At 68.9% G+C, this 26293-nt stretch carries 24 protein-coding genes, 1 tRNA gene and 1 pseudogene; 6 read left to right on the top strand and 20 right to left on the bottom strand.

All coding sequences use genetic code 11. The features are described from left to right. Window positions 1-11 precede the first annotated feature (11 nt). From ald to H9I49_RS22275, 6 genes are all read right to left on the bottom strand, one after another. Window positions 12-1103 (bottom strand): alanine dehydrogenase, encoded by a 1092-nt coding sequence (gene ald, locus H9I49_RS22295; protein WP_188032603.1) that lies wholly within the window; start codon window positions 1101-1103, stop codon window positions 12-14. A 44-nt stretch (window positions 1104-1147) separates the two neighbouring features. Further along, window positions 1148-2668, bottom strand: coding sequence for an NAD-dependent succinate-semialdehyde dehydrogenase (locus H9I49_RS22290; protein ID WP_188032602.1), 1521 nt, complete (start codon window positions 2666-2668; stop codon window positions 1148-1150). Continuing rightward, window positions 2665-3939, bottom strand: a complete 1275-nt coding sequence (locus H9I49_RS22285; RefSeq protein WP_188032601.1) for an aspartate aminotransferase family protein — start codon at window positions 3937-3939, stop codon at window positions 2665-2667. Before H9I49_RS22285 ends, H9I49_RS22290 begins: the two co-directional genes overlap by 4 nt. 30 nt (window positions 3940-3969) lie before the next feature. Beyond that, window positions 3970-4710 (bottom strand): SDR family oxidoreductase, encoded by a 741-nt coding sequence (locus tag H9I49_RS23530; protein WP_223129109.1) that lies wholly within the window; start codon window positions 4708-4710, stop codon window positions 3970-3972. After that, the gene (locus H9I49_RS23525) at window positions 4707-5855 is read right to left on the bottom strand and encodes a PLP-dependent aminotransferase family protein (protein WP_223129125.1); all 1149 of its coding nucleotides are present in this window, start codon (window positions 5853-5855) and stop codon (window positions 4707-4709) included. The genes H9I49_RS23530 and H9I49_RS23525 overlap by 4 nt, the downstream gene beginning before the upstream one ends. 229 nt (window positions 5856-6084) lie before the next feature. After that, the gene (locus H9I49_RS22275) at window positions 6085-6993 is read right to left on the bottom strand and encodes a LysR family transcriptional regulator (protein ID WP_188032599.1); all 909 of its coding nucleotides are present in this window, start codon (window positions 6991-6993) and stop codon (window positions 6085-6087) included. Between the two features lie 127 nt (window positions 6994-7120). Between H9I49_RS22275 and H9I49_RS22270 the strand changes: the two are divergent. The 3 genes and pseudogenes from H9I49_RS22270 to H9I49_RS22260 all read left to right on the top strand — a co-directional run. After that, window positions 7121-7384, top strand: a pseudogene (locus H9I49_RS22270) (VOC family protein); the annotation flags it as partial. Between the two features lie 107 nt (window positions 7385-7491). Beyond that, entirely contained in the window at window positions 7492-9084 is a 1593-nt protein-coding gene (locus tag H9I49_RS22265; protein WP_188032598.1) for an Hsp70 family protein, read from the top strand. Between the two features lie 287 nt (window positions 9085-9371). Further along, window positions 9372-9791, top strand: a complete 420-nt coding sequence (locus tag H9I49_RS22260; RefSeq protein WP_188032597.1) for a hypothetical protein — start codon at window positions 9372-9374, stop codon at window positions 9789-9791. A 126-nt stretch (window positions 9792-9917) separates the two neighbouring features. On the opposite strand, the gene H9I49_RS22255 is transcribed toward H9I49_RS22260, so the two are convergent. From H9I49_RS22255 to H9I49_RS22215, 9 genes are all read right to left on the bottom strand, one after another. Further along, a complete protein-coding gene (locus tag H9I49_RS22255) occupies window positions 9918-10232 on the bottom strand; it encodes an aldehyde dehydrogenase family protein (RefSeq protein WP_223129108.1) in 315 nt (104 codons plus the stop codon). Window positions 10233-10347: 115 nt separating this feature from the next. Then, a complete protein-coding gene (locus H9I49_RS22250) occupies window positions 10348-10509 on the bottom strand; it encodes a CBS domain-containing protein (RefSeq protein ID WP_188032596.1) in 162 nt (53 codons plus the stop codon). Window positions 10510-10522: 13 nt separating this feature from the next. After that, complete coding sequence (locus H9I49_RS22245; protein ID WP_370587700.1) at window positions 10523-12022, bottom strand: PucR family transcriptional regulator; 1500 nt, start codon at window positions 12020-12022, stop codon at window positions 10523-10525. Beyond that, window positions 12016-13053, bottom strand: a complete 1038-nt coding sequence (locus tag H9I49_RS22240) for a DUF917 domain-containing protein (RefSeq protein WP_188032595.1) — start codon at window positions 13051-13053, stop codon at window positions 12016-12018. Before H9I49_RS22240 ends, H9I49_RS22245 begins: the two co-directional genes overlap by 7 nt. 57 nt (window positions 13054-13110) lie before the next feature. Further along, the gene (locus H9I49_RS22235) at window positions 13111-14247 is read right to left on the bottom strand and encodes a DUF917 domain-containing protein (RefSeq protein ID WP_188032594.1); all 1137 of its coding nucleotides are present in this window, start codon (window positions 14245-14247) and stop codon (window positions 13111-13113) included. Then, window positions 14247-15323 carry a DUF917 domain-containing protein gene (locus tag H9I49_RS22230; RefSeq protein ID WP_188032656.1) on the bottom strand — a complete coding sequence of 359 codons (1077 nt, stop codon included), beginning with the start codon at window positions 15321-15323 and terminating at the stop codon, window positions 14247-14249. Before H9I49_RS22230 ends, H9I49_RS22235 begins: the two co-directional genes overlap by 1 nt. Before the next feature lie 2 nt (window positions 15324-15325). Further along, the gene (locus H9I49_RS22225) at window positions 15326-16873 is read right to left on the bottom strand and encodes a hydantoinase/oxoprolinase family protein (protein WP_188032593.1); all 1548 of its coding nucleotides are present in this window, start codon (window positions 16871-16873) and stop codon (window positions 15326-15328) included. Between the two features lie 30 nt (window positions 16874-16903). Further along, window positions 16904-18247, bottom strand: coding sequence for a cytosine permease (locus H9I49_RS22220; RefSeq protein ID WP_188032592.1), 1344 nt, complete (start codon window positions 18245-18247; stop codon window positions 16904-16906). A 1144-nt stretch (window positions 18248-19391) separates the two neighbouring features. Continuing rightward, a tRNA-Tyr gene (locus H9I49_RS22215) sits at window positions 19392-19472 on the bottom strand. A 137-nt stretch (window positions 19473-19609) separates the two neighbouring features. Between H9I49_RS22215 and H9I49_RS22210 the strand changes: the two genes are divergently transcribed. Then, on the top strand, window positions 19610-20104 hold the full coding sequence (locus tag H9I49_RS22210; RefSeq protein WP_188032591.1) for a YajQ family cyclic di-GMP-binding protein: 495 nt from the start codon (window positions 19610-19612) through the stop codon (window positions 20102-20104). A gap of 83 nt (window positions 20105-20187) precedes the next feature. On the opposite strand, the gene H9I49_RS22205 is transcribed toward H9I49_RS22210, so the two are convergent. After that, entirely contained in the window at window positions 20188-20976 is a 789-nt protein-coding gene (locus H9I49_RS22205) for a DUF4031 domain-containing protein (RefSeq protein ID WP_188032590.1), read from the bottom strand. A gap of 128 nt (window positions 20977-21104) precedes the next feature. On the opposite strand from H9I49_RS22205, the gene H9I49_RS22200 reads away from it, so the two are divergent. Then, window positions 21105-21395 (top strand): WXG100 family type VII secretion target, encoded by a 291-nt coding sequence (locus tag H9I49_RS22200; protein ID WP_188032589.1) that lies wholly within the window; start codon window positions 21105-21107, stop codon window positions 21393-21395. Window positions 21396-21493: 98 nt separating this feature from the next. On the opposite strand, the gene groL is transcribed toward H9I49_RS22200, so the two are convergent. The 3 genes from groL to H9I49_RS22185 form a co-directional block, all read right to left on the bottom strand. Beyond that, the gene (gene groL / locus H9I49_RS22195) at window positions 21494-23125 is read right to left on the bottom strand and encodes a chaperonin GroEL (RefSeq protein WP_188032588.1); all 1632 of its coding nucleotides are present in this window, start codon (window positions 23123-23125) and stop codon (window positions 21494-21496) included. A gap of 297 nt (window positions 23126-23422) precedes the next feature. Then, the gene (locus H9I49_RS22190; RefSeq protein ID WP_188032587.1) at window positions 23423-23851 is read right to left on the bottom strand and encodes an HIT family protein; all 429 of its coding nucleotides are present in this window, start codon (window positions 23849-23851) and stop codon (window positions 23423-23425) included. An 80-nt stretch (window positions 23852-23931) separates the two neighbouring features. Then, on the bottom strand, window positions 23932-24468 hold the full coding sequence (locus tag H9I49_RS22185; RefSeq protein ID WP_188032586.1) for a hypothetical protein: 537 nt from the start codon (window positions 24466-24468) through the stop codon (window positions 23932-23934). Window positions 24469-24572: 104 nt separating this feature from the next. Between H9I49_RS22185 and H9I49_RS22180 the strand changes: the two genes are divergently transcribed. After that, the gene (locus H9I49_RS22180; RefSeq protein WP_188032585.1) at window positions 24573-25493 is read left to right on the top strand and encodes an MBL fold metallo-hydrolase; all 921 of its coding nucleotides are present in this window, start codon (window positions 24573-24575) and stop codon (window positions 25491-25493) included. A gap of 255 nt (window positions 25494-25748) precedes the next feature. On the opposite strand, the gene H9I49_RS22175 is transcribed toward H9I49_RS22180, so the two are convergent. Beyond that, the gene (locus H9I49_RS22175) at window positions 25749-26237 is read right to left on the bottom strand and encodes an SRPBCC family protein (RefSeq protein ID WP_188032584.1); all 489 of its coding nucleotides are present in this window, start codon (window positions 26235-26237) and stop codon (window positions 25749-25751) included. Between the last annotated feature and the right edge of the window lie 56 nt (window positions 26238-26293).

Genomic DNA, 26293 nt, shown 5'->3' with positions numbered 1-26293 from the left:
GACCGTTCCGCTCACGCGTGGGGCAGGTCGCGGAAAGTTTCGGCGACCCCCGCGTGGGTGATGAGTCCGCCCCTCGTGTTGACCCCGAGCGCCAGGGCGCGGTCTTTGCCGATGGCCTGCTCGGGTCCGAGGTCGGCGAGCCGCCGCACGTACGGGAACGTCGCGTTGGTCAGGGCACGGGTGGAGGTCTGCGGGACTCCGCCGGGCATGTTCGCGACGCAGTAGTGGCGGACGCCGTCGACCTCATAGGTGGGGTCGGCGTACGTGGTAGCGCGCGAGGTCTCGAAGGCGCCGCCCTGGTCGATGGCGACGTCGATGAGGAGGGCCCCCTTCGGCAACAGCGCGAGGTCGGCGCGGGAGACGACCTTGGTCGCCGCCTTGCCGGGCACGAGAACCGCTCCGATGACGACGTCCGCCGATCGGAGCTCCCGGGCCAGAGCATCGGGATCGCTCATGACGACGCGGGCGCGGCCGTCCAGCAGGAAGTCGAGGTCGCGGACCCGGTTCGCGGAGGTGTCGAGGACGGTGACCTCGGCCTGCATACCCAGCGCCAGGAGGGCCGCTTGCGTGCCCACCACGCCGCCGCCGACCACCACGACGCGGCACGGTGCCACCCCGGGGGATCCGCCCAAAAGTCGCCCCGGGCCGCCTTCGGGAGCAGTCAGATAGCTGGCTGCCGCGTGTGCAGCGAGACGGCCCGCGATCTCACTCATCGGGGTGAGAAGAGGCAGGCCAGTGTGGTCCTGGACGGTCTCGTACGCGATCCCGAGCGTCCTGCTGTTGAGGAGTGCGTGCGTGAGCGGACGGTCGGCGGCGAGGTGGAGATAGGTGAAGAGGGTCAGGTCCTCGCGGAGGAAGTCGTACTCCGCAGCGATGGGCTCCTTGACCTTGACGAGAAGCTCGGCGTTGGCCCAGGCCTCGGCCTGTTCCACGAGCTTGGCGCCGGCCTGCTCGTAGTCGTCGTTGGAGAAGCCGGCACCGGTGCCGGCATTGCGTTCGACGAAGACGTCGTGCCCGTCCCCTACGAGGACGGTGACGCCGGCCGGGGTGAGACCGACCCGCGCTTCCTTCGTCTTGGTTTCCTTGACGGTCGAGATGCGCACGGTGATGTCTTTCGGTGGATGAAGTGCCGTGGAGGAAGGGGTGCTCAGGCGGTGGGGCGGCGCGCGAGGTTGTAGAAGCGGATGGACTGGTACTCCTCGAGCCCCTCGGCGCTGCCTTCGCGGCCCAGACCTGAGTGCTTCACTCCTCCGAATGGCGCAGCGGCGCTGGACGGGACGCCCTGGTTGATGCCGACCAGGCCGGTCTCCAGGGCGTCGGCGACGTTGAGCGCCCGGTCCAGGCTCTCGGTGAACACGTAGCCGGCCAGTCCGAACTCTGTCGCGTTGGCCCGCTGCACGACCTCCGCCTGGGTGGTGAACCTCTGGATGGCCGCGACCGGTCCGAAGATCTCCGTGCCGGCAATCTGGGCGCCTGCCGGTACGTGGTCCAGAAGGGTCGCCTGGAAGAAGTGGCCATCCGACTCCAGGGCCCGTCCGCCGGTGCGCACACTCGCGCCGTGGGTGACCGCGTCGTCGACAAGGCGCTGCATGCTCGCCACGGCCCGGTCGTCGATCAGGGGGCCGAGCGCGACGTCGTCGGCGAAGCCGTCACCGATGACCGCGGCGCCCATCTTCTCCGCGAGTCCCTCGACGAAGGCGTCGGCGATGCCGTCCTGGACAAAGATCCGGTTCGCCGCGATGCACGACTGACCGCCGTTGCGCATCTTGGCCGCGTACGCGCCGTTGACGGCCCGCTCGAGGTCTGCGTCGTCGAAGACGATCAGCGGGGCGTTGCCGCCCAGCTCCATCGAGGAGCGGAGCACGTTGTCGGCGGCCAGGCGCAGCAGCACCTTGCCGACCCCCGTCGACCCGGTGAAGGACACCTTGCGGACGCGAGGGTCAGGCAGCACGGCGTCGCTGAAGGCTGGGGCGTCGGTGGTGCACACCACCTGGACCAGGTCCTCGGGGACACCGGCCTGGTGCGCGAGCTCGACGGCGTAGTAGGTGGTCAGCGGCGTGAGCGCGGCCGGCTTGATGACCACCGGGCAGCCTGCGGCCAGGGCGGGAGCGATCTTCCGGGTGGCCATCGCCAGCGGGAAGTTCCACGGCGTGATCAACACCGACAGCCCGACCGGGGCGCGTCGGGTCAGCAGGGTGGCGCCGCCGGTGGGGACGTCGCGAACGTTGCCGCCCGGACGCACCGCCTCTTCGGCATACCAGCGGACGAAGTCACTGCCGTACGTGACCTCGGCGCGGGACTCGGCCAGCGGCTTGCCCATCTCCAGGGTGACCAGGAGCGCGATGGCGTCGGCGTGCTCGATGAGCAGGTCATACCAGCGACGCAGCACGTCGGCGCGCTGGCGTGGGGTGGTGGCGGCCCAGTCGCGACCGGCCCGGTCGGCGCGGGCGACGGCGTCCAGGGCCTCGCCCGGGCCGGTGTCGGGCAGGCTGGCGATCACCGCGCCGGTGGCGGGGTTGTGCACGTCGAACGTCACCGGCCCGGTGGGCAGCCGCAGGCCCTGCAGCACGCTGTCGGCGGCCCGCGCGCGGGCGGGGTTCGCAACCGCCAGAGGCGTGCTCGGCCCCGTCGGGCCGGTGGGGCGCTCGGTGTTCAGGTCAGTGGTCATCGGGCTTCCTCTGCGAGTAGAACGTCTTCGATGGCGTCGACGAACGCGATGAGCTCGTCGTCGGTGGTGATGAACGGGGGGCTGATCTGCAAGGTGTTGCCTCGTAGTGGGCGGGAGATGAACCCCAGCTCGATGAGGGCGTCGGCGGCCCGCTCGGCGGGGATGTCGTCGCGGAGTGTCACCCCGCCGAGGAACCCGGCGACCCGCACGTCGACGACGCTGGGCCGGCGGGCCAGCAGCTGCTTGAGCAGGCCGTCGAGGCGGTGCTCGAGCTCGACCACGCGTGGCAGCAGCTGCTCCTGCTCCAGGACGTCGAGGTTGGCCATGGCGACCGCGCACGCGGTGGCATGACCGGCATAGGTGGCGCCATGGCGGAACACCGGCGTGGCGGGGTCGTCGACGTAGAAGGGCTCCCAGATCCTCGGCGCAACGAGAACCCCGCCCAAGGGCGCGTAGCCGGACGTGACGCCCTTGGCGAACGTGATCAGGTCCGGCTCGAGGCCGAACCGGTCGGTGGCGAACATGACGCCCGTGCGTCCGAACCCGGTGATGACCTCGTCGACGATGAGCAGGATGTCGTGCTCGCGGCACAGGGCCTGGACCTTCTCGAGGTAGCCCGGGACGGGCGGGTTGACTCCGCCGGTGCCCTGGATCGGCTCGGTCACCAGTGCAGCGATGTTCTGCGCGCCGATCCGAGCGATGGTCCGGGCGAGCGCGTCGACGTCGTGGACCGGGACGCGCGCCGTCTCGGGCACGAGCGACTCGGTGCCATAACCCTCTCGGTTGAAGTCCAGGCCGGCGATGCTCGTGCCGTAGGCATGCAGGCCGTGGTAGGCGTGTTCCCGGCTGAGGATGGTCGTCTTGGACGGCCGCTCCTCCCGCTGCCAGTGGCGTCGAGCCAGCTTGCATGCCACGTCGATGGCGTCGGAGCCGCCGGAGTTGAGGATGACCTTGGGGTCGGCGATCGGTGACAGCTGGGCGAGCCGCTCGGCCAGCTGCAGGGCCTGGTCGTTCACGAACCGGGCGAAGATGTGGTAGGTCTCCAGCTTGAGCATCTGAGCATGGGCGGCCGTCGCCAGGGCCGGGTGCGAGTGGCCGATGTTGGCGTGCCACAGTCCGGCGGTGCCGTCGAAGAGGCGCCGGCCGTCGCTGGTGTGGATGTAGGAGCCGTCGCCTCGCTCGATGACGAGCTGGCGTCCCAGGACCGACGGCAGATGGGCTTGGGCCGACCACAGGGCCGGGCCGTCCAGGATGGTGCGGGAGGCGGACATGGGAGCGTCCTTTCGTGTGGCGAAGGTGGGTCAGTGGGCGGTGTAGCCGCCGTCGACGGGGATGGAGACCCCGGTGATGTAGGCGGCTTCCTCGGAGGCCAGGAAGCTCACTGCGGCGGCGACGTCCGCGCAGCTGGCGAGCCGGCCGAGCGGGATCGCGGCGACCACGTCGCGTTCGGTCTGCTCCGGGTCGGCCTGGTCGTCGAGCCAGGCGTCGTACAAGGGCGTGCGCGTCATGCCCGGAGCGACCGCGTTGACGCGGATGTTGCGGGGGGCGAGCTCGACGGCGGCCGACATGGTCAGAGCCTTGATCGCGCCCTTGGTGGCGCTGTAGATGCCCATCGTCGGCACCCCGATGGAGGCCAGTCGCGAGGTGATGTTGATGATCGCCCCGCCGTGCTGCATACGCTTCGCGCTCTCCTGCAGCACCGCGATGGTCGCGATCGTGTTGACCTCGAAGACGCGCCGCACGTCTGCCGTGGGCGCCTCGAGGAGGTCGTCGGCGTGATCGATGGCGGCGTTGTTGACCACGACATCCAGACGCCCGAAGCGGTCGATCGCGGTGGTCGCGAGCTCTGCCGGCCCGCCCGGACTGGTCAAGTCCACCGCAACGAAGACGACGTGCTCCCCCAGCTCCTCGCTGACCCGTTCCCCACGGGTCTCATCGCGGCCGGTGACCAGCACGTTGAAGCCGTCGGCGTGCAAGCGGCGAGCGATCTCGTGGCCGATCCCCGACGTCGACCCGGTGACGATGGCGGTTCGGCGGCTCACCGGTCGGCCCCGATCCTGTCCACGGCAGTCTTGAGCCGGGCGACGCCCTCGTCGATGCGTCCCGGCGTCGAGGTGGCGAAGCAGAGGCGCAAGGCATCGTGGAAGTGGTCGTTGGTCGAGAACGCCGGCCCGGGGATGTAGGCGACGCCCTCGGCCAGAGCGGACTCGAAGAGGGAGGAGGTGTCCACGGCCGCATCGGCGAAGGTTGCCCACAGGAAGAAGCCGCCGTCCGGGTCCGTGGCGCGGACGGCGTCGCCGAAGTGGCGGACGAGCGCGGCCCCCATCGCCTCCTTGCGCTGGCGGTAGAGGCCCAGCACCCGGTCCAGGTGGGGCTGCAGATGCCCACCGGCGAGGAACTCTGCGACGGTACGCTGCGCCGGCACGCTCGTGCACGTGTCCATGGCCTGCTTGGCATTGATCAGGAACGGCTGCAGGCTCGCGTCCGCGTCGACCCATCCCACCCGCAGCCCGGGCGCCAGGATCTTGGAGAACGTGCGCACCGAGAAGATGAGCGGGTTCCCGGGATCTAGCTCGTTCAGGGCCGGGATCGGGGAGCCGTCAAACCGCAGCAGACCGTACGGGTCGTCGTCGATGATGACGGCTCCCCACTGCGCGGCGAGCTCGAGGAGGAGCTCGCGTCGGGCCAGCGACAGCGTCACGCCCGAGGGGTTCTGGAAGTTGGGGATCGTGTAGATGGCCTTCGGCGGACGCCCGGCCCGCGCAACCAGTTCCGGCAGAGCCTCGACGACCAGGCCGTCCCCGTCCACCGGCGCCTCCAGCAGGTCGGCGCCATAGGACAAGGCAGTCGCGTTGCCGTTGGTGTAGGTGGGTCCCTCCACGACCACGAGGTCACCCGGGTCGACGAACAGCTTGAAGGCCAGGTCCAGCCCCTGCATGCCGCCCGTGGTGATCGTGATGCGGCCCGGCCCACTGGAGTACCCGTGCTCGGTCTGCAGCTTCAGGATCTCGCCCACCAGGTCGGGCTCGCCCTCCGACGCACCGTAGCTGTACTTGCCCGGCACGGCATGCGCGGCGAAGCGGTCCAACAGCTCCACCGGCATCAGGTCGTCACTCGGTGCACCCATCGCGAACCGCACGATGTCATGCGTCTGACGCGCGAGCAGCGAGGTCGAGGAGTCGATCATCGACCCGACGAGACCGGCCGACCGGTCGGCAAGGGGAAGCCTGCGCACTGTCACATGTCCTTCGTTCTGAGCCGCTGAAGGGACGATAGGGCGCGTGAAGAGACAAAAAAAGCGACAGTTGTTGACCGGCTCCTGTTAGGAAAGCTTTCGGGTGAGAGGTGCCGGATCCCGGCTGTGCCGGGGCATGTGTCGCGGAGGTGCGGCCGAACCGTGGAATCCCTGTGGACGACTAGCTGGACCCAGAAGGGAAACCCGGCGACTCCAGCTGGAGCATGAATGCGTCGCGACACGCTTGAACTGCTGGCCGTCGTTCCGCGCCCGCGCGACAGATCAACCAGATCTGCCGTCGCTGCTGAGTGCCCAGCACCGCAGAGGGCGTCAGCTGCGCACCCTCACCTCGGACCAGTAGATCCGGAAGGAACGCCGCCGCGAGCCCGGACTCCACCATGCGCAGATGAAAGAGCAGATCGGCAGACTCGTAGGCTATGTCCGGCTCGAAGCCATGCTCCCGACACACGCGACGAACCCACTCGCGCGCCTCGGAGCCGCTGGGCTCCACCACCCACCGCAGGCGGCGCAGACCTTCCAAGGTGCTGCCTTCCGCACCAACGGGCTGGTAGGCCCGGACCGGGTCGTCCATGAGCAGATCCGCGTGCAGCTCGTCCGGGACCACCTGCGATGTCCCCGGATAGCTGTCAACGACGAGGACATCCAAACGACGCGAGGAGAGCAAGAGCAGCCCTTGTTCGGGCTCGACCTGCTTGAAGCGCACATCGAGGCCAGGGTGTTCTCTGCCCAGAGCAGAGATCACGTGAGGGACGACGTTGCGGCTGATCGTGGTGAATGCCGCCAGCCGCAAGGTTCCCCGGACCTGGCTGAGGCTGGACGCCAGATCCGTCTCGGCGTGCTCCAAGATGGTCAGAATGCCGTTCGCGTGGTCCACCAGCACTTCGGCGGCCGGCGTAAGACGCACTCCCCGCCCCACTCTCTCCAGGAGCGGCACCCCCGCCTCCTTCTCCAGCAGGGACAGCTGCTGGGAGACCGCTGAGTGCGTATACGACAGCGCTCGGGCCGCGGCGGTGATGCTGCCTCGAAGGTGGACCTCGCGTAACAGCACCAGGCGATGAACATCCAGCATGACCGCAGGTTAGCTGCGGACCCTCGGCTCCCCCCTGCCACCGCATCTTTGACATCGAGGACAGGCATGGGAACGCGCTCGTGACTCGGGCGCTCTCTCCCTCGCTTCGGTAGCGTGCAGCGCATGCCCATCGGGCCACGGTCGCCTCGAGCTCTTCGAGTACATCCATCCCAGCGCCGTCGAGACGGCGCCCACGCGGCCCAACGAGATCGGCATGCACCGAGTAGCCTTCTCGGTCGACGACATCGACGAAGCCCTCGAGATCGTCGCGAAGCACGGATTCCACCCGCTGCGCTGGGTGGCCACCCACGAGGACCTCTACGGGCTCACCTACGTCCGCGGACCCAGCGGCATCATCGTGATGCTCGCCCAGGAGCTCAAAGCGAGCTGAACCAGGCTGCGTGCCCGCTCTGAGCCGGCCAATCGGCAGGGTAGAGGCCGTGCGCCGGCATCTGGGCCAGACCTGTTGTCTCGACGGGAGCCGCCTAGCCTTGGGGGATGGATCTCGGGCTGGACTTCGGCACCACGCACACAGTCGTCGCCTACGCCGATCGCGGCAACTACCCAGTGGTTTCCTTCCTCGACGAGCACGGCGACGCCCGGGACCATTTCCCCTCAGTCGTCGCGGACGACGGCGGCACGCTGGTGTACGGCTTCGCGGCGCTGGAGGCGGCTCGACGCGGTATGCCGTCCGCGCGCTCGTTCAAGCGCTTGCTCGCCGAGCCCGGGATCACCCCGGCCACGCTGATGCGCCTCGGCGACCGCGAGGTGCCGCTCTTCGACGTGCTGACCGGTTTCTTCGCAGCCGTGCTGGACGCGCTCCGGAGCGCGTCGAGCATCGAGGGCCGGCTCGACGGGGCAGCCCCGGCCCGCGCGATGGTGGGTGCGCCGGCCCAGGCGAACAGCGCCCAGCGCTTCCTGACGCTGGAGGCGTGCCGGCGCGCGGGTTTCGACGTGGCCGGTCTGGTCAACGAGCCATCGGCTGCAAGCTTCGAGTTCGCGCATCGGCAGGCCCGCTCGATCACGTCCCGCCGCGACCTCGTGATCGTCTACGACCTCGGCGGCGGCACCTTCGACGCGTCGTTGCTGCAGTTGTCGGGCACCCGCCACGAGGTGCTCGACTCCTTCGGCGTGAACCGGCTCGGCGGGGAGGACTTCGACAAGGAGCTGGCCGCGGCCGCCCTGCGGGTGGCCGGCCGCTCGGGGACCGAGCTGTCCGAGGCGTCGTGGGCGAGCCTGCTCGAGGAGTGTCGCGAGGCCAAGGAGCGCATCGGTCCGCAGTCCCGCCGGGTCGCCGTCGAGGTGCCCGCGGCCGACGACGAGCCCAGCACCGCGGTAACCGTCCCTGTCGACGACTTCTACGCCGCCGTGACCCCACTCGTCGCGGCGACGACCGAGGCGATGGATCCTCTGGTGCAGTCCTTGCGGTCGCCTGAGGGGGACGGTGACGATCTCCAGGGGGTGGCCGGCATCTACATCGTCGGCGGGGCGAGCGGCCTGCCGCTGGTCCCCCGTCTGCTGCGGTCACGCTTCGGTCGCCGCGTGCACCGCTCCCCCATGCCGAGCGCCTCCACTGCCGTTGGCTTGGCCATCGCGGCCGACCCCGACGCGGGGTTCTCGCTGCACGACCGGCTCTCGCGCGGTTTCGGCGTCTTCCGGGAGCGCGAGGGCGGGGCAGCCGTGTCCTTCGACCCGGTGCTGGATCGTTCGCTGATGACAGCCGATGCGCTGGGCGAGCCGGCATCCGCCGAGCCGGTCGTGGTGACCCGCCGCTATCGGGCCGCTCACAACATCGGCTGGTTCCGCTTCGTGGAGTACTCCTCGGTCGACGACCAGGGCGAGCCGCGCGGGGATCTCGCCCCAGTGGCCCAGATCGTCTTCCCGTTCGACCCAGAGCTCCAGCGGAACCATCGCCTCTCCGGGAGCGGCACCCCTGTCGAGTCGTCGCTCGCGCGCGGCCTCCCCATCGTCCGCCTCGAGTCCGGCCCGCTGCTCGAGGAGCGCTATACCGTCGACCCGGCCGGCATCATCGAGCTGTCCCTCACCGATCTCACGACCGGCTACCGCCAAGAGCACGTGCTCCACGTCTGAGCCGGGCCGGACCAGACGGACGGAATGGGAGCGGGGCGACCCGCTCCCAACGCACCGTGGAGACCCAGGGCAGCCGTTCTGCTCGCGGTCCATCTCGTGGGCGGCCCCGATGTCAGCGTGCGGAGCGAGGACCTCGCACGCGGCGGCGCACTGACCCTCGCAGCCCTGCTCGAGCTCGAGGCCAGGACGACCGCCGCGCGCAGCTGGGCAGCGCCTTCTCCGGCGGCACTCGCGTGCCGAGGCTCCGACTCGCTGCCCGCAACCCGCAACCCGACTCCGGTGACAGCATGGTCGAAGCGCTCATGTGCCTCGAACCGGTCTTCCTCGGTTACAGGGACACCGGTCTGGAGCCGGCACCCGAGCCGGACACGTCCTCGGGCAACGGACCCGAGCGCCTCATCTGGGGTCCCAGGCTCGAGCCACAGCCGGTTGTCCCGGTGCCGATTCCCGTTCATCTGCTCGTCACGATGAACGCCGAGATCGCGTCGCAGGGCTACGAGTGGGGGGGTTCCTGCCACGGCGACGGCTGGTGGACGTACTCGATCCTGGGCCGGACCCGGTCCGGCCACCTCATCCACCTCGACGGTTCGTGCCTGCGAGAACGGATCCACTCCGCCCGCCGGCTATCGATGGTGTCGGCGCCAACGCTCGCTCCCGCAGCACAAGGGCCTACGACCGACGTTTCCGCTGGTCCGAGGCCCATCTGAGCACTGGGTGGCAGGCGACGGATTTACAGGCCAGACAATGCAATTCGCTGTTCGAGCCGAGGACGGTACGCCGCGGCGCTCCGAACAACCGCCGCGCTCCTACGAGTCGCAAGGGAAGCGGTGCGGTCAGCAGCCCAGGTTGACGATGACGTTCTTCGGCTCGGTCATGGCTTCGACGGCGAAGCGCACGCCTTCGCGGCCGATGCCCGAGCTCTTGAAGCCGCCGAACGGCAGGGCGTCGATGCGGTAGTCGCTGGTCTCGTTGACGACGACGGCGCCGGCCACGAGTTGCCGCGCGAGCTGGAAGCCGGTGTCCAGCGACGTGGTGAAGACACCTGCCTGGAGGGCGTACACGCTGTCGTTCGCCGCGCGCACGGCCTCATCGAGCGTCGCGAACGGAATGATTGACATGACCGGCCCGAAGATCTCCTCGGTGAGCACGATCGAGCGCTACAGGTGTCTCAAGACCATCGGCGACAGGCAAAGGCGCGACCGGTGATAGGAAGCCGTCCGGACGATGAAGTGTCCGGACGGCTCGCCTGGTCCCGAGGCGCCGTCACGCATGCGCGAAGACGCGCTCCACAAAGGTGCTGAGTCGTTTGTCGTCCAGGTGCTTCGCGAGATCGGCCTCGCTGATCATGCCGACGAGCTGGTGGTCTTCGATGACGGGCATCCGCTTGACCTGCTCCCGCCCCATCCGGTCCAGGATCTCGTCCATGTCCGTGTCGACGTCAACCGCGAGAGACCCGGCATGCCAGCTGAAGGGCCAACCGTGTTTCGGGATCGCTGAGGTCGGCGCCGAGAGCGGCTTGGATGCGTTGAATGCGGCCTGAGACGGTGTTGCGGTGAAGGCCAAGGCGGTTAGCCGTTGCGAGGACCGACGACTCCTCGTCCAGGTAGGCGGCCAGAGTGTGGCGTTCCGTCTCACTCAACGGGCCGAGCAGGGACTGTGCGGCGGGAGCGAACGTGTCGCTGCTCGTCCATGAGAGCAGCAGCTGCTCCAGACCGAGGCTGTCGATCGAGACGAACCAGCCGGCTCGTGCGCGGTCCGTAGCAAGCCTCGCCGCGTCGCGCGCCTCGCCAAGTGTGGTGGCAAGCCCATCGCTTCCTGACCTCAATGAGCCAACGCCGGTGGCGATGGGAAAAGTGGACAACGCTGAGGCGTGCAGCTCATGCAGCGCGCGGATGTGATGGGCGAGCTGCGCGGCAGTCGGAGCGTGAGCGACGGTCAGCCAGCCAGTGACGCCGGCGCCACGGGTCGTGGCGTGGGAGTCGACCGGGAGCAGAGCCAGCTTGGACGTGAGGAGCCGGAGCAGCTCCATCGGGTCAACACGACCTCGACCCACCATGCGGAAGCCGAGGTGGTAGCCGCTGACACGCCATCCGCGCGCGAGCATCCGTTGTTCAACCTCAGGGTTGAGGCCTCCGTGGCTCTCGAGGAAGTCTCCCAGAAGCCCTGATGATCGGGACACGTCACTGACGGACTCGACCTCGTCGACCAGGAGCCTGGCGGCAACGATCGGCATCAGCACCTCAACCGCCGTCGCGAGCGCGTTGCGGTGCACGATGCCGGCGTTCCTGCCGTGCAAGGCGATTCGCAAACCGTGCCTGCTCCGGCTCGCGACCGGGACAGAGGCTGCGAAACCTTCGCTGCTTTCCGCGATGTCCAGCCAGTGGCCGAAGTCGATCGACCGAAGCACAGAGTCGGGAACGGGATCACCAGCGCCCTGAAGGACTCCCTCGCGGTCGATCAACGCGATGCCGTGACCCACATTGGCCGCGACGTGTGCGAGCAGGTCGCCGAGGTCGTGTGCCTGGTACTCGATGGAGCGCGCGATCTTCTGGACGGTGGACAGCGTGAGCGCGTCACGCGCCTCCAGAAGCTGCCAGCAGGCGCGTGCCAGCCGGGTCGGATGATCGACGTGCATCACCAGGACACCGAGTCGCTCCGCGAGAGCTCGGCTGCCTGCACCCATCGGTTCGCCGGTGAGAGCGAGCCCTGTGAACCCCCTGTCTCGGACGCGTCGGACCAAGGCATCCGTCTGCCAGGACACGGCGGGGGCAGGCATGACAATCACGGCGAGTCCGTCGGTGACCGAATCTGGCAGGTCCTGCTCTCTGACCTCGACGGCGACAGTGGCCCAGCTGCCCTCAGAGCCGCTGACGACGGTCAAGCCGCCCGCGTCCTGATGCTCGAGCAGCGCCTCCAGGGTCAGTCCGGCGCTCAGCACACTTCCTCCAGCCCGACGATGCCCCAACGGCTGGGGCGAGCCCTTGCGAGCCTCCTCGAGTCGGACCTCCACCAAGCGGCAGCAGGTAGCCCGATGATGATGACGTCCTTTCCTACCGCAAGCTCGTCAACCTGCAGAGCGGCACGGCTGACGGTGTCGAGGACAGCGATGATGGTCGGGCTCGCGGCGACCACGGTTCCGTTGCACACGAGCGCGATGAACTCCGAACGCGCCACAAGTCGAAGCACATCCGCGCCATCCGTGCGCACATCGTAGGAGTGGGCCCCTGCCGTGCCCGGCTCAGGCGTGCTGGCCACGACTCGGCCTACGCCAAGCAGGGAGCCGTGCAGAGACGTCGCCAGCTCCTCAGGCCTCAGCGCATCCGCCGCGAGCATGGCCTGCCCCAGAGTTTGTGCTCGCTCGATGCCGCCCGGGATGGCGTGGTCCACGAGGTCGCCAACGTGAAACCCTCCCAGCGCGAAACCAGCCCATCCCCCGTTGCACGACGTTGCGGTTCGCAGGACCCGCTCCACGTCCTCCGGCCGGGCTCCATGCACCAGCGCCACACCCCCGGCACCCGTAGGGGTGGCGGCGACCAGCCCCGGCAGAGCATCGACGAGGAGGGAGATCTGGTCGAGGTCAGGGAGCGCTCGCCCCATGCAGTCGGCGTCAACTATCGCCCGGTGAGGCGCCAGCTGAAGGGTCGACAGACCGTTCAGCCCTGCCCCTTCGATGGAACACACGGCCGAGGTGTCCACACCGAGCCAGCGCTCTATCGCCGCGATGGCTGGCATGAACGGTTCGCCGTCAGGCAGGCGCTCCTCGAGCAGCAGCGTGGAGCCGATGTAGCCGACGGCGACACAGGGCGTTGCCGGCTCGAGCTCCTCGATGCTGTGTACTGCGATGGGCCAGCCGTCCGACTGGGCCAGAATCAGCTGGGCCACGTGCGGGGAACCCCCGCCGCCGGAGCCGAGCAGCGCGAATCCGCGCGAGAGCGTCGGCAGGTCCGCGGCATGAAGTGTCAGCGGCACCTGACCAGCGTAGGGGCACGACGGTCAGGTGCCGCCCATGGTGCGGCCGGGCGTACGTCAGTGAACGAGGGTGGATGCGGCTGTCGGCCGTACTTCCCCACTCGCAAGCAGCTCCACGGGACTGAAGCTCTCAGTCAGGCCGAATGCGTCCGGGCCGAACGCGGCGAGAGCAGCCGGGGTGCGCATCATCTCCGGCGTGGAGATGCCCAAGACCCGAACGCGCTGCCCGTAGCGCAGGCCCTCAGTGGTGATGGGCTCCGCCGAGTCGCCGTCCACGACGCAGATGAGGTCCGGGACGATGGCGACCATGTCCCCGTCGCGCAACGCGATGAGGTTCTCGTTCTGAAAGCGGATCTCGAGCTCACCCGCCCCTCCGTCTGCCGGAGCGATCCGGGCAACTCCCTTGGCGAATCCTTCCGTCGTACGACGGTCGACATCGACAACCTTGCCTTCGAAGAGCGTGCGTACATGTTGGTACAAGGTGGTCGCGAGCGTGTCTTGGATCGCGTCGAACGGTGAACGCTTCTCTTCGCGGGCGACGCGGATGGCGCGGCCAAGAGCCAGCGCCATGGACAGGGTGCGTGGCACTGCCGTGCGCTTCACATCAGCGCCCGTCATGGCGTACTCGGCGATGTGCCCGACGCCACCGAGGCGGATCGTCACCGCTCGGGCCAGCCACTCCATCTGCCGGTCGTCGTCGCCGGTGTCGATGATGACCCGCTCACCGCGCTCGCCTGCCAAGGCCAAGGGGGATCCGTGCACCCCATAGACGGCGAAGGTCTCCATGGACAGCTCGGGGAAGGCTCGGCCCATGCCGTCGGCGTCGACGACCGGCAGACCGGTCTCGGCGGCCACGATGAGCGGGATCATCGAATTGATGCCGCCGCACTCGATGGGCATGGTTGCGTCGGCGGTCCGACCCAGGTGTTCCTCGAGGATGCGCAGGGACAACGTGGGCTCCGTACCAGCCGGGATCTTCTCGATCATGACGGTCGGGGCGCCCATCTGCGCCGTCGGGATGACGAAGAGGTCGTCGGCGATCTCGTCGGGGTCGAGGATGGTTATCGCACCGTCGCCGAGAACGCCCTGGACGAGCATCATCCCGATGTAAGGGTCTCCTCCGCCCCCAGTGCCAAGGAGAGTCGCGCCGCGCGCGAGGTCCGCCAGGTCGTCTCGTGTGATCTGCCAGCTCATCAGGCGACCTCCCGTGCCCCGTCGAAGCGATGTGCGTCCATGTCGTAGCCGAAGTAGCGCGGCCCCACCAAGGCCAAGCCCTCGGCGGAGTGCCATCGCTCGTCGGACGGAGCGGCGATGACCCTCACACGTTGCCCGTACCTCAGCCCCTCGGTGGTGATCGGCTCCCCGGAGTCGTGCTCGAGCACGATGATCAGGTCGGGGGTGGTGGCGAGTACCACCCCGTCCGCCTGCGCGAGAAGGTGCTCGTTCTGGAACGACAGCTCCATGCCACCGAGTTCGCCTTCGATCCGAGCGCGGCCACGCGCGAATCCGGTGGTGGTCGCTCGCTCGATGTCGACAACCTTGCCGGCGAAGAGCTCCCGTCCCGCCAGCTGGTCGACAGCGCGAGCCACTGGGTCTTCGTTGGCATCTCGGGCCGCAGCAATGGTCCGGCCGATGGCCGCTGCTTTGCTGAGCGAGCCAGCCACCATCGTCTGGCTCAGCTGCGCACCGGCCTGGGGGAAGAGGGCGACCATCACGGAGCAGCCCATCTCAACGCACGCGACCCTGGCGATCCGCTCAGCCCATGCGTTGTCGATCGTGGTGAGCACGCCAGTGTTGCCCTTGTCGTCAGCGAAGGCCATGGGGCTGGCGGCTACTCCCGCCAGAGTCGGCAGAACCATCTGGAGCTCGGGAAAGGCGCGCCCCATGGCGTCGCCGTCCACGAGCGGCAGTCCCAACGCGGCAGCCGCAACGACCGGGATGGTGGAGTTCACCCCGCCCACCTCGGCGCAAGCGATGTGAGTGACCGGGCCGTCAAGAAACGGCTCCAGCGCCCGCACGGTGGTGACGACCTCGTCGAGCGACGGCAGCTTTTCGACCATGACAGTCGGTGCCCCCATCATCGCGACCATGACGACGCGGGCGTCCGAGGGCACCTCGTCGATGCCGACGACTTCGACCGTCCCATGCTCGGTGAGAGCCTGACTGGCCAGCAGGGCTCCGATGTGAGGGTCTCCCCCACCGCCCGTTCCGAGGACCGCGGCCCCCCTGGCCAGGTCAGGGACCTGGTCCGCATGCAGTGTCCAGGCCATCGTCACGCCCCCATGTCGAGGTCGCCGACTGCTTTGGCCCTGATCCGGGTCGCGTTGCCCGGCAGATAGGGAATCGGCACCTGGTCGAAGTCGACGATCTTCACGGTCGACGGGCTCGCTCCTGCGGCGATTGCCTTGTCGACCGCCTCTTGGCGCACGTCGTCCAGGATCCCGTCGCGGCGACCCGGATCGACGGCGATGACCTTGTCGATCTCACCGCCGACCTGTGCGATGGAGGCACCGATGGCATTGGCCACCGCGTAGTTCTCGGGGCGGTGGACCGTTCCGAAGATGGGGATCTCGTCAGGAAGGAGGATGGATCCGCCACCGACGGCAACGACAGGGATCGGCTCGGCCGACGTGCGCATGCGGTCGACTGCCTCAGCGATGCGATCCGCGACCCGGTCGAGGGCACGCTTGACCAGATCCCGGTCGAGATGGGCAACGAACGAGGCATCCCCGACGTCGGCTCGTCCCGCCGCAACGGCGAGATCCGTAGCCGTCAGCTGGGACCCGCCGAACACCAGGGCCTCGGACGTGAGCTTGTACCCGACTGAATGCGGTCCGACCTCGGCAGTGGCCGGGTCGACGTGACTCCCGCCTCCGATGCCGATGGAGAGCACGTCCGGCATCCGGAAGTTTGTCCGCACCCCCGCCACCTTGACCTCGGTCGTGGTCTCTCGCGGGAAACCGTTGACCAGCAGGCCGACATCCGATGTCGTTCCACCGATGTCGACCACGGCGCAGGTCTCCAGCCCACTCGTGGCAGCGGCTCCTCGCATGGAGTTGGTCGGGCCCGAGGCGAAGGTGGCCACGGGGTAGCGGCGGACGAAGTCCTCATCCATGAGGGTTCCGTCGTTCTGGCTGAGGAAGATCGGCGCGTCGATTCCGTGCGCGCGCACGGCCGCGGTCAGGCCATCGACGATCGAGACCGCCATCTCCCTCAGGGCAGCATTGATGATCGTGGCGTTCTCCCGCTCCAGCAGACCGATCCGCCCGATCTCGTGCGAGAGCGAGATCGCCACATCAGGACCCAGCTCGCCAGAGATCACTGCGGCCGCCTCGACCTCGAGGTCGTGGTTGACGGGGCTGAACACGGACGAGATCGCGACCGAGCGGATGCCGTGGGCGGCCATGTCGGCGGCGTGCCGCTTCAGCTCCTCGTGGTCGATCGGAGAGATGGGTCGGCCGTCGAACTCGTAGCCCCCGTGGGCGAGGTATGCACGGCCGGAGATGGCCGCGCGTAGCCCGGCTGGCCAGTCCACGAAGGGCGGCAAGGCACGGGTGGCCGGTAGGCCGAGGCGCAGTGCGGCGGTCGGGGCCAGACGTCGGGCCTCGACGAGCCCGTTGATGAAGTGGGTGGTCCCGATCATGACGGCGTGGATCGTGGCGCCTTCGAAGTGGTGCTGTGCGCGGATCTGCTGAATGGCGCTGACGATGCCACTCGTCACGTCCTCGCTGGTCGACTCCTTGACCGCGGCGAGGACCTGGGTGCCCTCCATGAGGACGGCATCCGTGTTCGTCCCGCCGACGTCGATTCCGATGTGCATGACTCTCCTAGCGTTCTGATGGGCGATACGTCAGCGCACCGGCTGCGACTCGGGGAGCGCGTCGGCGAGCGCGTCGGCGGTCCTCGTGTTCGCGATCCCGATGCCGCGGATGAGGCCGAGCTTGCCGGCGATGGTGTAGAGGACGACCGACAGCACCAGTGAGGTGATGCTGGGGATGCCCCAGGTAGCGAAGTAGCCCACTGCACCGGAGATCGCCCAGACCACGAGTGTGGCCGGCACTAGTCGCGGCGCCGTGGCGGGCAGAGTGCCCAGCGCCCGCGTCGCGTCCAAGTCGGCGCGCCACTGCTTGACGATGAAGTACTCCGCGATCATGATCCCCGCGATCGGCGGGAAGGCGACGCCAAGGACGATCAGGAAATCTGTGAAGTGACCGAGGATGCCCGCTGCGGCGAGGACTGATCCCACAACACCGAGAACGATCGTCGTGGTCACTCGGTGCAGGTCGCGCCGGAAGGCGGTCGACACGAAGTTCACGAGACCGAGCGAGGAGGAGTAGAGGTTCCAGTCATTGATCTTCAAGGTTCCGGTGAGGACGATGAGCAGGCCGATGAGGCCGACCGACGAGGTGACGATCGCAACGATGTTGCCGGTGCCCGCGGCGTGGGCCAGCAGCACCCCTGCCAGGCCGATGACGAACTCCCCGAGGGTGACTCCCACAACGGTCTGCTTGACGACGTCCGAGGCCGAGCGGTTGAAGCGCGTCATGTCCGCCGTGATGATGGCGCCGACGATGAGGCCGCCCGCGACGACAGCCGTCCCCTGACCGACCGTGATCGCCGGACCCGGTGGGGGCGACGCCAGCAGGTCGCCGATGGAGTGGCGGCTCAGCTCGGAGATGATCGACCAGCCGACAAGGGCGAGGAACAGCGGCACGGTGACGTTTGCCAGCCACTGCATCCCGCCGAAGCCCACCGCCACGATCGCCGTGACGATGAGGCCGAAGATCAGGCACCAGGCCCACGCCGGAAGCGCGCCCGGCATGAGAGCGTCGAGCGACTCGGCAGAGATCGCGGACTGGATGCCGAACCAGCCGATGAGGCTGATCCCGATGGCGAGACCGACAAGGGACGCACCGACCTCTCCGAACCCTGTCCACCGCGCGAGGAGTGCGGTGTTCAGCCCCTCCCGCTGCCCGACCATGCCGACCACGCACATGATCACCTCGAGGATGATCGAGCCGAAGAGGAAGGCGAGCACCGCGTTACCGAAGGTCATGCTGAAGCCGAGCGTCGCGCCCAGCAGGAACTGTGAAAGGGCGCTGACCTGGCCGAATCGCTGCACTGCGATACCGAACCAATGCCGTCGCGCCGGCGGCGCCACTCGCGAGAGCGCAAAGTCGTCTGCGTGAGCCATGACTGATGTCCTTCCGTGGGATGTTGGGTCCGGCCAAAGTAAGGTCGCCGCCGCAGACCTACAATGGGCGGACTGCCCATTTCCGGGGTCGGCATGTGCGATCTGCACACGCCGAGCGACGCCACACATCTGCGAAGGTCCACCGACTCGGCCCTTGACGCGCAGTCCGCAGCACGAACCTGGTGCACGCGCGTGGAACTCCCGCCGCCAGCTCCTGGGACACCGCTCCCGGGCGGGCGCTCCACTGCTGGGGGCCGCGGATCGGTGACCGGTGGTGCCGCATCCATGGTGAGCGCTCGTCACCGCAGACCGGACGAGGCGGTAAGTACGAAGTCGCTATCGCCAACGCTGGGGTGGCGGCTGGTGGCGTCCCGGGCCGCAACCCCCTCCACGAGGCCCCGACCGGGACGCCGAGCACAAGGTAGCCGTCGACGACGGGGGGTCGCAGCGTTTTGCGAAGTATGCGCAGGGAGTCCAGGCCGCATGGACACGCGCATCAACAGTGGGACGCATGGAACCACATCGCGCATTACGTCGTGGCCGTGGCGGACGGCGAGCAGGCTGAACTGTGGGCCGAGAACGAGCAGCAGAAGAACGTCGACGAGAGGTGGGCCGCCGAGTCGGGAGCCCAACCGAGACCGCCCCATCGCCTGCCGGTGCGCGCTGTCGCAGGACCTCGAGGCGACGCGCGCTGCGATGGCCGGCCCGTCGCTGCTGCTCACGGCCGAGGAGCTGGTCGTGGACATCCGCGACTACCAGCCAGCCGTCGTCCACCAATGCGCCCGACGCGGCATGATCGTCAGCCGCGGTGACTCGAAGCAGGACCCAGCGGTAGCGGTGTTCGGGTCGGCCGGCCGAGCCGTACTGCAGGGCGATGGTGACGTCGCCCGCGACCTCACCCTGCGCCACAACGGCCGCCTACACACATCGGCATCGGCATCGGCCGAACCCACACCGGAACCTACGTCCGACTCCTGGTCCAAGACCTCGACAGCGCCATCGTCGACACCGCCACCGGCGAGATCCCGCGCGAGCTCACCCTCGACCCCAGCCGCCATTACCAGCCACAACACCCCAGACAAAACAACAGTGGCCCTACGTCTCCGTAGGGCCACTGTCGCCGATCTCCTGAGACATCACAGGGTGGCAGGTGAAGGATTCGAACCTTCGTAGCTTTCGCGACGGATTTACAGTCCGTTTCCATTGGCCGCTCGGACAACCTGCCTTGGTGCGTCTGGAAGGATAGCAAGAGATCGGGCGTGGTCCGAAATCGGGCCACGGCGACGCTTTTCGCGTGTCCGCGGCCCCCCGCGCACACCCGCCCGACAGCCCAGACCCACAGCATCCGGAAGGACCTCACCGATGGCCGACTCCTCCTTCGACATCGTCAGCAAGTTCGACAAGCAGGAGATCGCGAACGCGGTCAACAGCGCCAGCAAGGAGCTCGCGACGCGCTACGACTTCAAGAACGTCGGCGCCTCCATCGACCTGACCGGCGAGGTCATCAAGATGAAGGCGAACACGGAGGAGCGTTGCCTGGCAGTGCTCGACGTCGTCAAGACCCACCTCGTCAAGCGCAAGGTCAGCCTCAAGCACCTCGACGTCCCGGAGGCCGGGCCCCGCCTCTCGGGCAAGGAGTACCACCTGGACACGCCCCTCAAGGAGGGAATCTCGCAGGAGAACGCGAAGAAGATCAACAAGCTGATCCGCGACGAGGGGCCCAAGGGCGTCAAGAGCCAGATCCAGGGCGACGAGCTGCGTGTCACGAGCAAGTCCCGCGACGACCTCCAGGCCGTCCAGCGGATGCTCCAGGCCGCCGACCTCGACGTCGCACTGACCTTCACGAACTACCGCTGACGCCCGGGCTCGCCTGCGCCGCAGACGAGCCCACGACGCAAGCCGACGTATGCCGTCCACCTCGGTGGGCGGCATACGCGCGTTCAGGGGTGGCGGGCGAGACCGCGCAGGTCGGGAAACACCTCGACCGCGAGGGGCCACCAGAAGAGGTGCCCGCACAGCTCCGCATACTCCTCCGGCGTGACCCATCGGGTCTCGTGGATGCCGTCGTCACCGTCGGTCAGTGAGGGCCGGACCTCGTCGAGCCGGGTGCGGAACACCTGGAGGAACGGCCGCTCCGAGGTGAAGAGGTTGTCGGCGGTGCGCGGCGTGAACCGCTCGTAGCCGCAGGCGAACACGTCGGCAAGGCGCAGCCGCAGACCGGTCTCCTCGAGGGTCTCGCGGACGGCGTTCTCGATGGGGGTCTCGTCCTCCTCGCGCCACCCGCCGGGCGAGCCCCACTCGCCGCGCCGCACGCTGTGCACGACGACGAAGTCGCCGCGCCGGTCGCGGACGAAGACCATGGCTGCGAGCACACGCGACGGGTCCAGGGGGTCGTCGGACGCGACGAGGTCGACGTCGCTGGCGCCGTTGGGGAACGCGACGTCGAGGACGCGGCGCACCCCGCGGTCCCGCTTGCGCTTGCGCAGCCGCAGGCCGGACGCGTTGAGCCGGCGGGCGAGCTCGACGCCAGTGGTGGGCGTGGCGCCTGCGTCGACGGCGTCCTGCCAGCGAACCTGCGGCACGTCGTAGTGGTCGCCGTCGAAGGAGCGCGGGTGCAACCGTGCAGCGCGCGCGACCGCGTGGAGCTCGTCGTAGGACGTGTCGCTGACGAGGTGCGCGAAGAGCCGACCGTGGGCGGGCCAGATGGGCTGGTCGATCCACACGGTCATGGCTCGAAGCCTAGGCCAGCAAGGTGTCACCCGCGCCTGTGGATGACGCCGGCCGCCGCTCCCCCGCCCGACCTAGCCTCGAACGCACGAGGCCACCGTCCGGTCGGCCACCGATCGAGGAGAGACCCATGTCCCGTTCCGTCGTTGACACCGAACGCATCGCCGCCGCAGCCGCCGACATCAACCGGCTCGCCGACACCATCACGTCGAGCACCGCCGAGCTGCGTGGCCGCCTCGCCGGCATGGGCGCCGACTGGCAGGGCCCGGCCAAGGTGGAGTTCGAGCGCGTCATGCACGACTATCAGCGCATCCAGGCCCAGATGACCGCGGCCCTCGCCGACGTCGGCCGGCTCACCCTCAAGGCGTCGACGGCCTACGCGGAGCACGAGAACGCGACGCGCGCCCTCTTCGCCCGCTGAGCGGGGCGGGACACACGGCATACGGCATCGGGTACGCCAAAGGGCGGCTCCCACTCGCGGGGAACCGCCCTTCGGTCGTGTCGCTGGAGCGAGTGGGCTCAGAAGCCCATGCCGCCCATGCCACCCATGTCGTCGCCGCCCGGCATGGCCGGGGCGTGCTTCTCCGGCTTGTCGGCGATGACGGCCTCGGTGGTCAGGAACAGCGCGGCGATCGACGCGGCGTTCTGCAGTGCCGAACGCGTCACCTTGACCGGGTCGATGATGCCGGCGGCCAGCAGGTCGCCGTACTCGCCCGTCGCGGCGTTGAGGCCGTGCCCGCCGTCGAGACCGCGCACCTTCTCGGCCACGACTCCGCCCTCGAGACCGGCGTTGATCGCGATCTGCTTCAGCGGAGCCTCGGTCGCGACGCGCACGATGTTCGCGCCGGTCGCCTCGTCACCCTCGAGCACGAGCTCGTCGAGCGCCTTGGCGGCCTGGATGAGGGCCACGCCACCACCGGCGACGATGCCCTCCTCGACGGCAGCCTTCGCGTTGCGGACGGCGTCCTCGATGCGGTGCTTGCGCTCCTTGAGCTCGACCTCGGTGGCCGCGCCCGCCTTGATGACGGCGACGCCGCCGGCGAGCTTGGCGAGGCGCTCCTGGAGCTTCTCGCGGTCGTAGTCGGAGTCCGACTTCTCGATCTCGGCCTTGATCTGGGCGATGCGGCCCTCGATCTGCGAGCGGTCGTCGGCGTCCTCGACGATGGTCGTCTCGTCCTTGGTGACGACGACCTTGCGAGCCCGGCCGAGCAGGTCGAGGGTGGCGTTCTCGAGCTTGAGACCGACCTCCTCGGAGATGACCTGGCCACCGGTGAGGATGGCGATGTCGGTGAGCATGGCCTTGCGGCGGTCGCCGAAGCCCGGAGCCTTGACGGCGACGGACTTGAACGTGCCCTTGATCTTGTTCACGACGAGCGTCGCGAGGGCCTCACCCTCGATGTCCTCGGCGATGATCAGCAGCGGCTTGCCCGACTGCATGACCTTCTCCAGCAGCGGGATGAGGTCCTTGATGTTGCCGATCTTGGAGTTGGCGACGAGCACGTAGGCGTCGTCGAGGACGGCCTCCATGCGCTCGGTGTCGGTGACGAAGTACGCCGAGATGTAGCCCTTGTCGAAGCGCATACCCTCGGTCATCTCCAGCTCGAGGCCCATGGTGTTGGAGTCCTCGACGGTGATGACGCCTTCCTTGCCGACCTTGTCCATCGCCTCGGCGATGAGCGCGCCGATCTCCTCGTCGGCCGCCGAGATGCTGGCGGTCGAGGCGATCTGCTCCTTGGTCGTGACCTCCTTGGCCTGCTCGAGCAGGCGGGCGGAGACGGCGTCGACGGCCTTCTCGATGCCGCGCTTGAGGGCCATCGGGTTGGCGCCGGCGGCCACGTTGCGCAGGCCTTCCTTCACCATGGCCTGGGCGAGGACGGTCGCCGTCGTCGTGCCGTCACCGGCGACGTCGTCGGTCTTCTTGGCAACTTCCTTGACGAGCTCCGCGCCGATCTTCTCGTACGGGTCGTCGAGCTCGATCTCCTTGGCGATCGAGACGCCGTCGTTGGTGATGGTGGGGGCGCCCCACTTCTTCTCCAGGACGACGTTGCGGCCCTTCGGGCCGAGCGTGACGCGGACGGCGTCGGCGAGGATGTTCATTCCTCGCTCGAGGCCGCGGCGCGCCTCTTCGTCAAACGCAATGGTCTTGGCCATTCGGGTGGTTCCTCCCACGCGAATCGTTGGTGGTGGCCCGCCTACCGCCCGCGACGGACGGGACCGGACTCCTCAGCTCACGTCGCTGCGAACCCAGCCCCTCGGCATTCGGTCCATATCTGTCACTCCCACGGGGAGAGTGCTAACGCCATTATTGGCACTCTCGGGGTGAGAGTGCAAACAAGCGGCGACCCGGGGACACGCCGGGGCGGGGCACGTCCGAGGGCGTATGCCGCCAGGCCGGGTCGCGCGGCGCCGTGACCTCGGCGCCCGCGTCGCGACGGATGCCCACCCTCCTCACTGACGAGGGCGCACCGACTCCAGCACGGCCGACAGTCGCGCGGCGTAGTCGGCGGACTCGGCGTCCGACGCGTACTTCGTGCGCGGCCAGAAGAAGCCGCGCAGGCCGTCACCCTTGGTGCGAGGCACGACGTGGACGTGCAGGTGCGGGACCGACTGGCTCACGACGTTGTTCACCGCGACGAACGTGCCCTGGGCACCGAGGCCGGCGACGGCGGCGGCCGCGAGTCGCCGAGCCGCGCCGAGCAGGCCCGCGTGCAGCCCCTCCGGGAGGTCGAGAAGCGTGTCGACGTGCGGGCGCGGCACGAGCAGGACGTGACCCTTGAAGACCGGACGCCGGTCGAGGAAGCCGACGAAGTCAGGCTCGTCGAGCACGACATCGGCTGGGGTCTCGCCCGCGACGATGGAGCAGAAGACGCAGTCCATGCGCTCAGGCTCCCACGCGCACCGCCTCGATCCGGCGGGTGTGCTGCCGCCTCAGCAGATCGGGCGGGTGTGCTGCCGCCTCAGCAGATGACGAGCAGGACGCACCCGCCGGAGTCGTCGGAGGAGGTGGGCGAGCTCGTCGGCGTGGGCTTCTTCGTCGGCTTCGGCTTCGGGTTGTCGTGCGTCGTGGTGGGCTCCGGGGCCGACGTCGAGGTCGGCGCCGGGGCGGCCGTCGAGCGTGAGGTCGAGGTCGCGGTCGAGGACGGCGCGGGGGCCGGAGCCTTGCTCGTCGGCACCTTCGTCGGTGTGGCGGTTGCCTGCTCGACGACGGCCGTCGCTGTCGGTTGGGTGCCCGTGGTGCCTGCGGTGGTGCTCGAGGCGGCGGTCGTGCTCGAGGAGGTGGCATCGCCCCAGCCGTCGGCCGACGGGGTGCTCGCCCAGTCGCCGCCCGGCAGGCCCGGGAACGCGGACGACATCGCCTCGTCGCTCCAGCTGTCGCCCGACCAGAACGCGACGGCGCCCGTCGTGCCGATGGCGAAGGCGGCGAGCGCGGCCGCGATGAGGAGCTTTCGCCGAGGCTTGGGGGCTTTCGTGGAGGTGCGGGTCTCGGTCGACATGGCTACCAAAGGTAGAGGAACCCGGCGAGAAGCGCCTGTCCGTCCCGTGCCCACTACCGTTGAGGCATGCCGGCAGAGACGTGGATCACATCGAGGTGCGCACGATGAGCCCGGCAGGCCGGGCCGGGCCGAGTCCGCTGTACGGCCCGACCGCGCCCGACGGCCCCACGACGGGCTTCGTCGAGGTCGCCGACCGCGTCTTCGTCGCCCGCTACAAGGCCTGGGACGTCAACGTCGGTCTCGTCCTCGGGCGCGACGGCGCCGTCGTCATCGACACGCGTGCGAGCGACGTGCAGGGCATCCAGGTCCTCGACGACGTGCGCCGTCTGGCCCGCGACATCGTCGTGCGGCACGTCGTCAACACGCACGTCCACTTCGACCACACGTTCGGCAACGCCGCCTTCGACACGGCCACCGTGCACGCGCACGACAACGTCGGCAGGACGCTCGAGGCCGATGCGGAGCGCATCAAGGGCCTCTTCCGCGACGACCCCGGTGACGGCCCCGAGCTCGGCTACACCGCGCGCGACGCGGCTGACGTCCTGGCGACCGTGGTGCGCGGCCCCGACCGCACCTTCTGCTCGCACGCGACCATCGACCTCGGCGACCGGGTCGTCACGATGGCGTACGCCGGCCGCGGCCACACCGACGGTGACGTGGCGGTGCACGTGCCCGACACCGATGCACTGTTCCTCGGCGACCTCGTCGAGGAGAGCGCGCACCCGTCGTTCGGCGGCGACTCGTGGCCGCTGGACTGGGCCGACACCCTGACGTCGCACCTCGTCGAGGCGAGCGACAGGACCGTCGTCGTGCCCGGACACGGACGCCCAGTCGACGGCGCCTTCGTGGCTCGGCAGCGCGACGACATCGCGGCCGTCGCCACCGTCATCCGCGAGCGCCGGCTCGGCGGCGGATCCCTCGAGGACGCCCTGCACGACCCCGACCCGCGCCTGCCCTATCCGCTCGACCACCTCGGTTCCGCGATCCGCAGAGGGTGGGAACAGTTCTCCCCACCCTCTGCCTGACCCGCTCGGGGCTCCCGTCAGGAGACGTCCCGCTGCCTCGGAGTCACGCAGTGCCGCGTCGGCGACGTCGATGGGCGCTTCCTCCAGCCGCAACCGCGGCGGTGACAGGTGCAGCGGGCCAGGTTCTCGAGCCGCGCACCGGACGAGAACCACGCCGTTCGGGACCTTGACGTGCCGGTTCCGGTCCACGGCGACCTGGATGGCCTCGGTGTCCGCGTCGACGCGGTTGCGCCGCCCGCCCGCATTCAGACCGGGTCAGTCGGCCGGGGTGACGACGGCGCTGAGGACGGTGTTGTCGCCGCAGGCCCGGGCGAACGCGGCGATGCGAGAGCGGATCTCACGACCGAGCAGCCACTGCCCGATCGGCTCGGCCACGGGGCGTAACCAAGCCGGCCGCACGGCATACGTGTACTTCCAGACGGCGCGGGTGCCGACCACGCCCGACCGCTCCTCCGGCGTGAAGCGCCACCCGCCGCCGAAGCGCTCGAAGAACCACGGACCGTCGACCATGGTCATGCCGACGCTCGTCGGGGGACGGTACGACACGTACTCGCTGACCATGCGCGGACCGACCCGGGCACGGGTCACCGTGCGCACCCCCTTGCCCGGCTGGACAGCGTCGACGAGATGCTGGCTGCGGATGAACGGGTCCCAGCGCAGCCGGACCTCGCCCGTGGTCTGCGACACGGCGAACGCGAGGTCGGGCTCGACCGGGACCCAGACCTCGGCGGTGACGTTCGGCATCCCGCGACCCTATCCGCCCAAACCGCCCGCGATCCGGCGCCTCCGCCGTAGCATCC

It is taken from the genome of Terrabacter sp. MAHUQ-38 (genome assembly GCF_014518425.1).
Classification (GTDB): domain Bacteria; phylum Actinomycetota; class Actinomycetes; order Actinomycetales; family Dermatophilaceae; genus Terrabacter.
The sequence above is the reverse complement of the archived record's forward strand: the minus strand, read 5'-3'. Positions and strand labels throughout refer to the sequence as shown.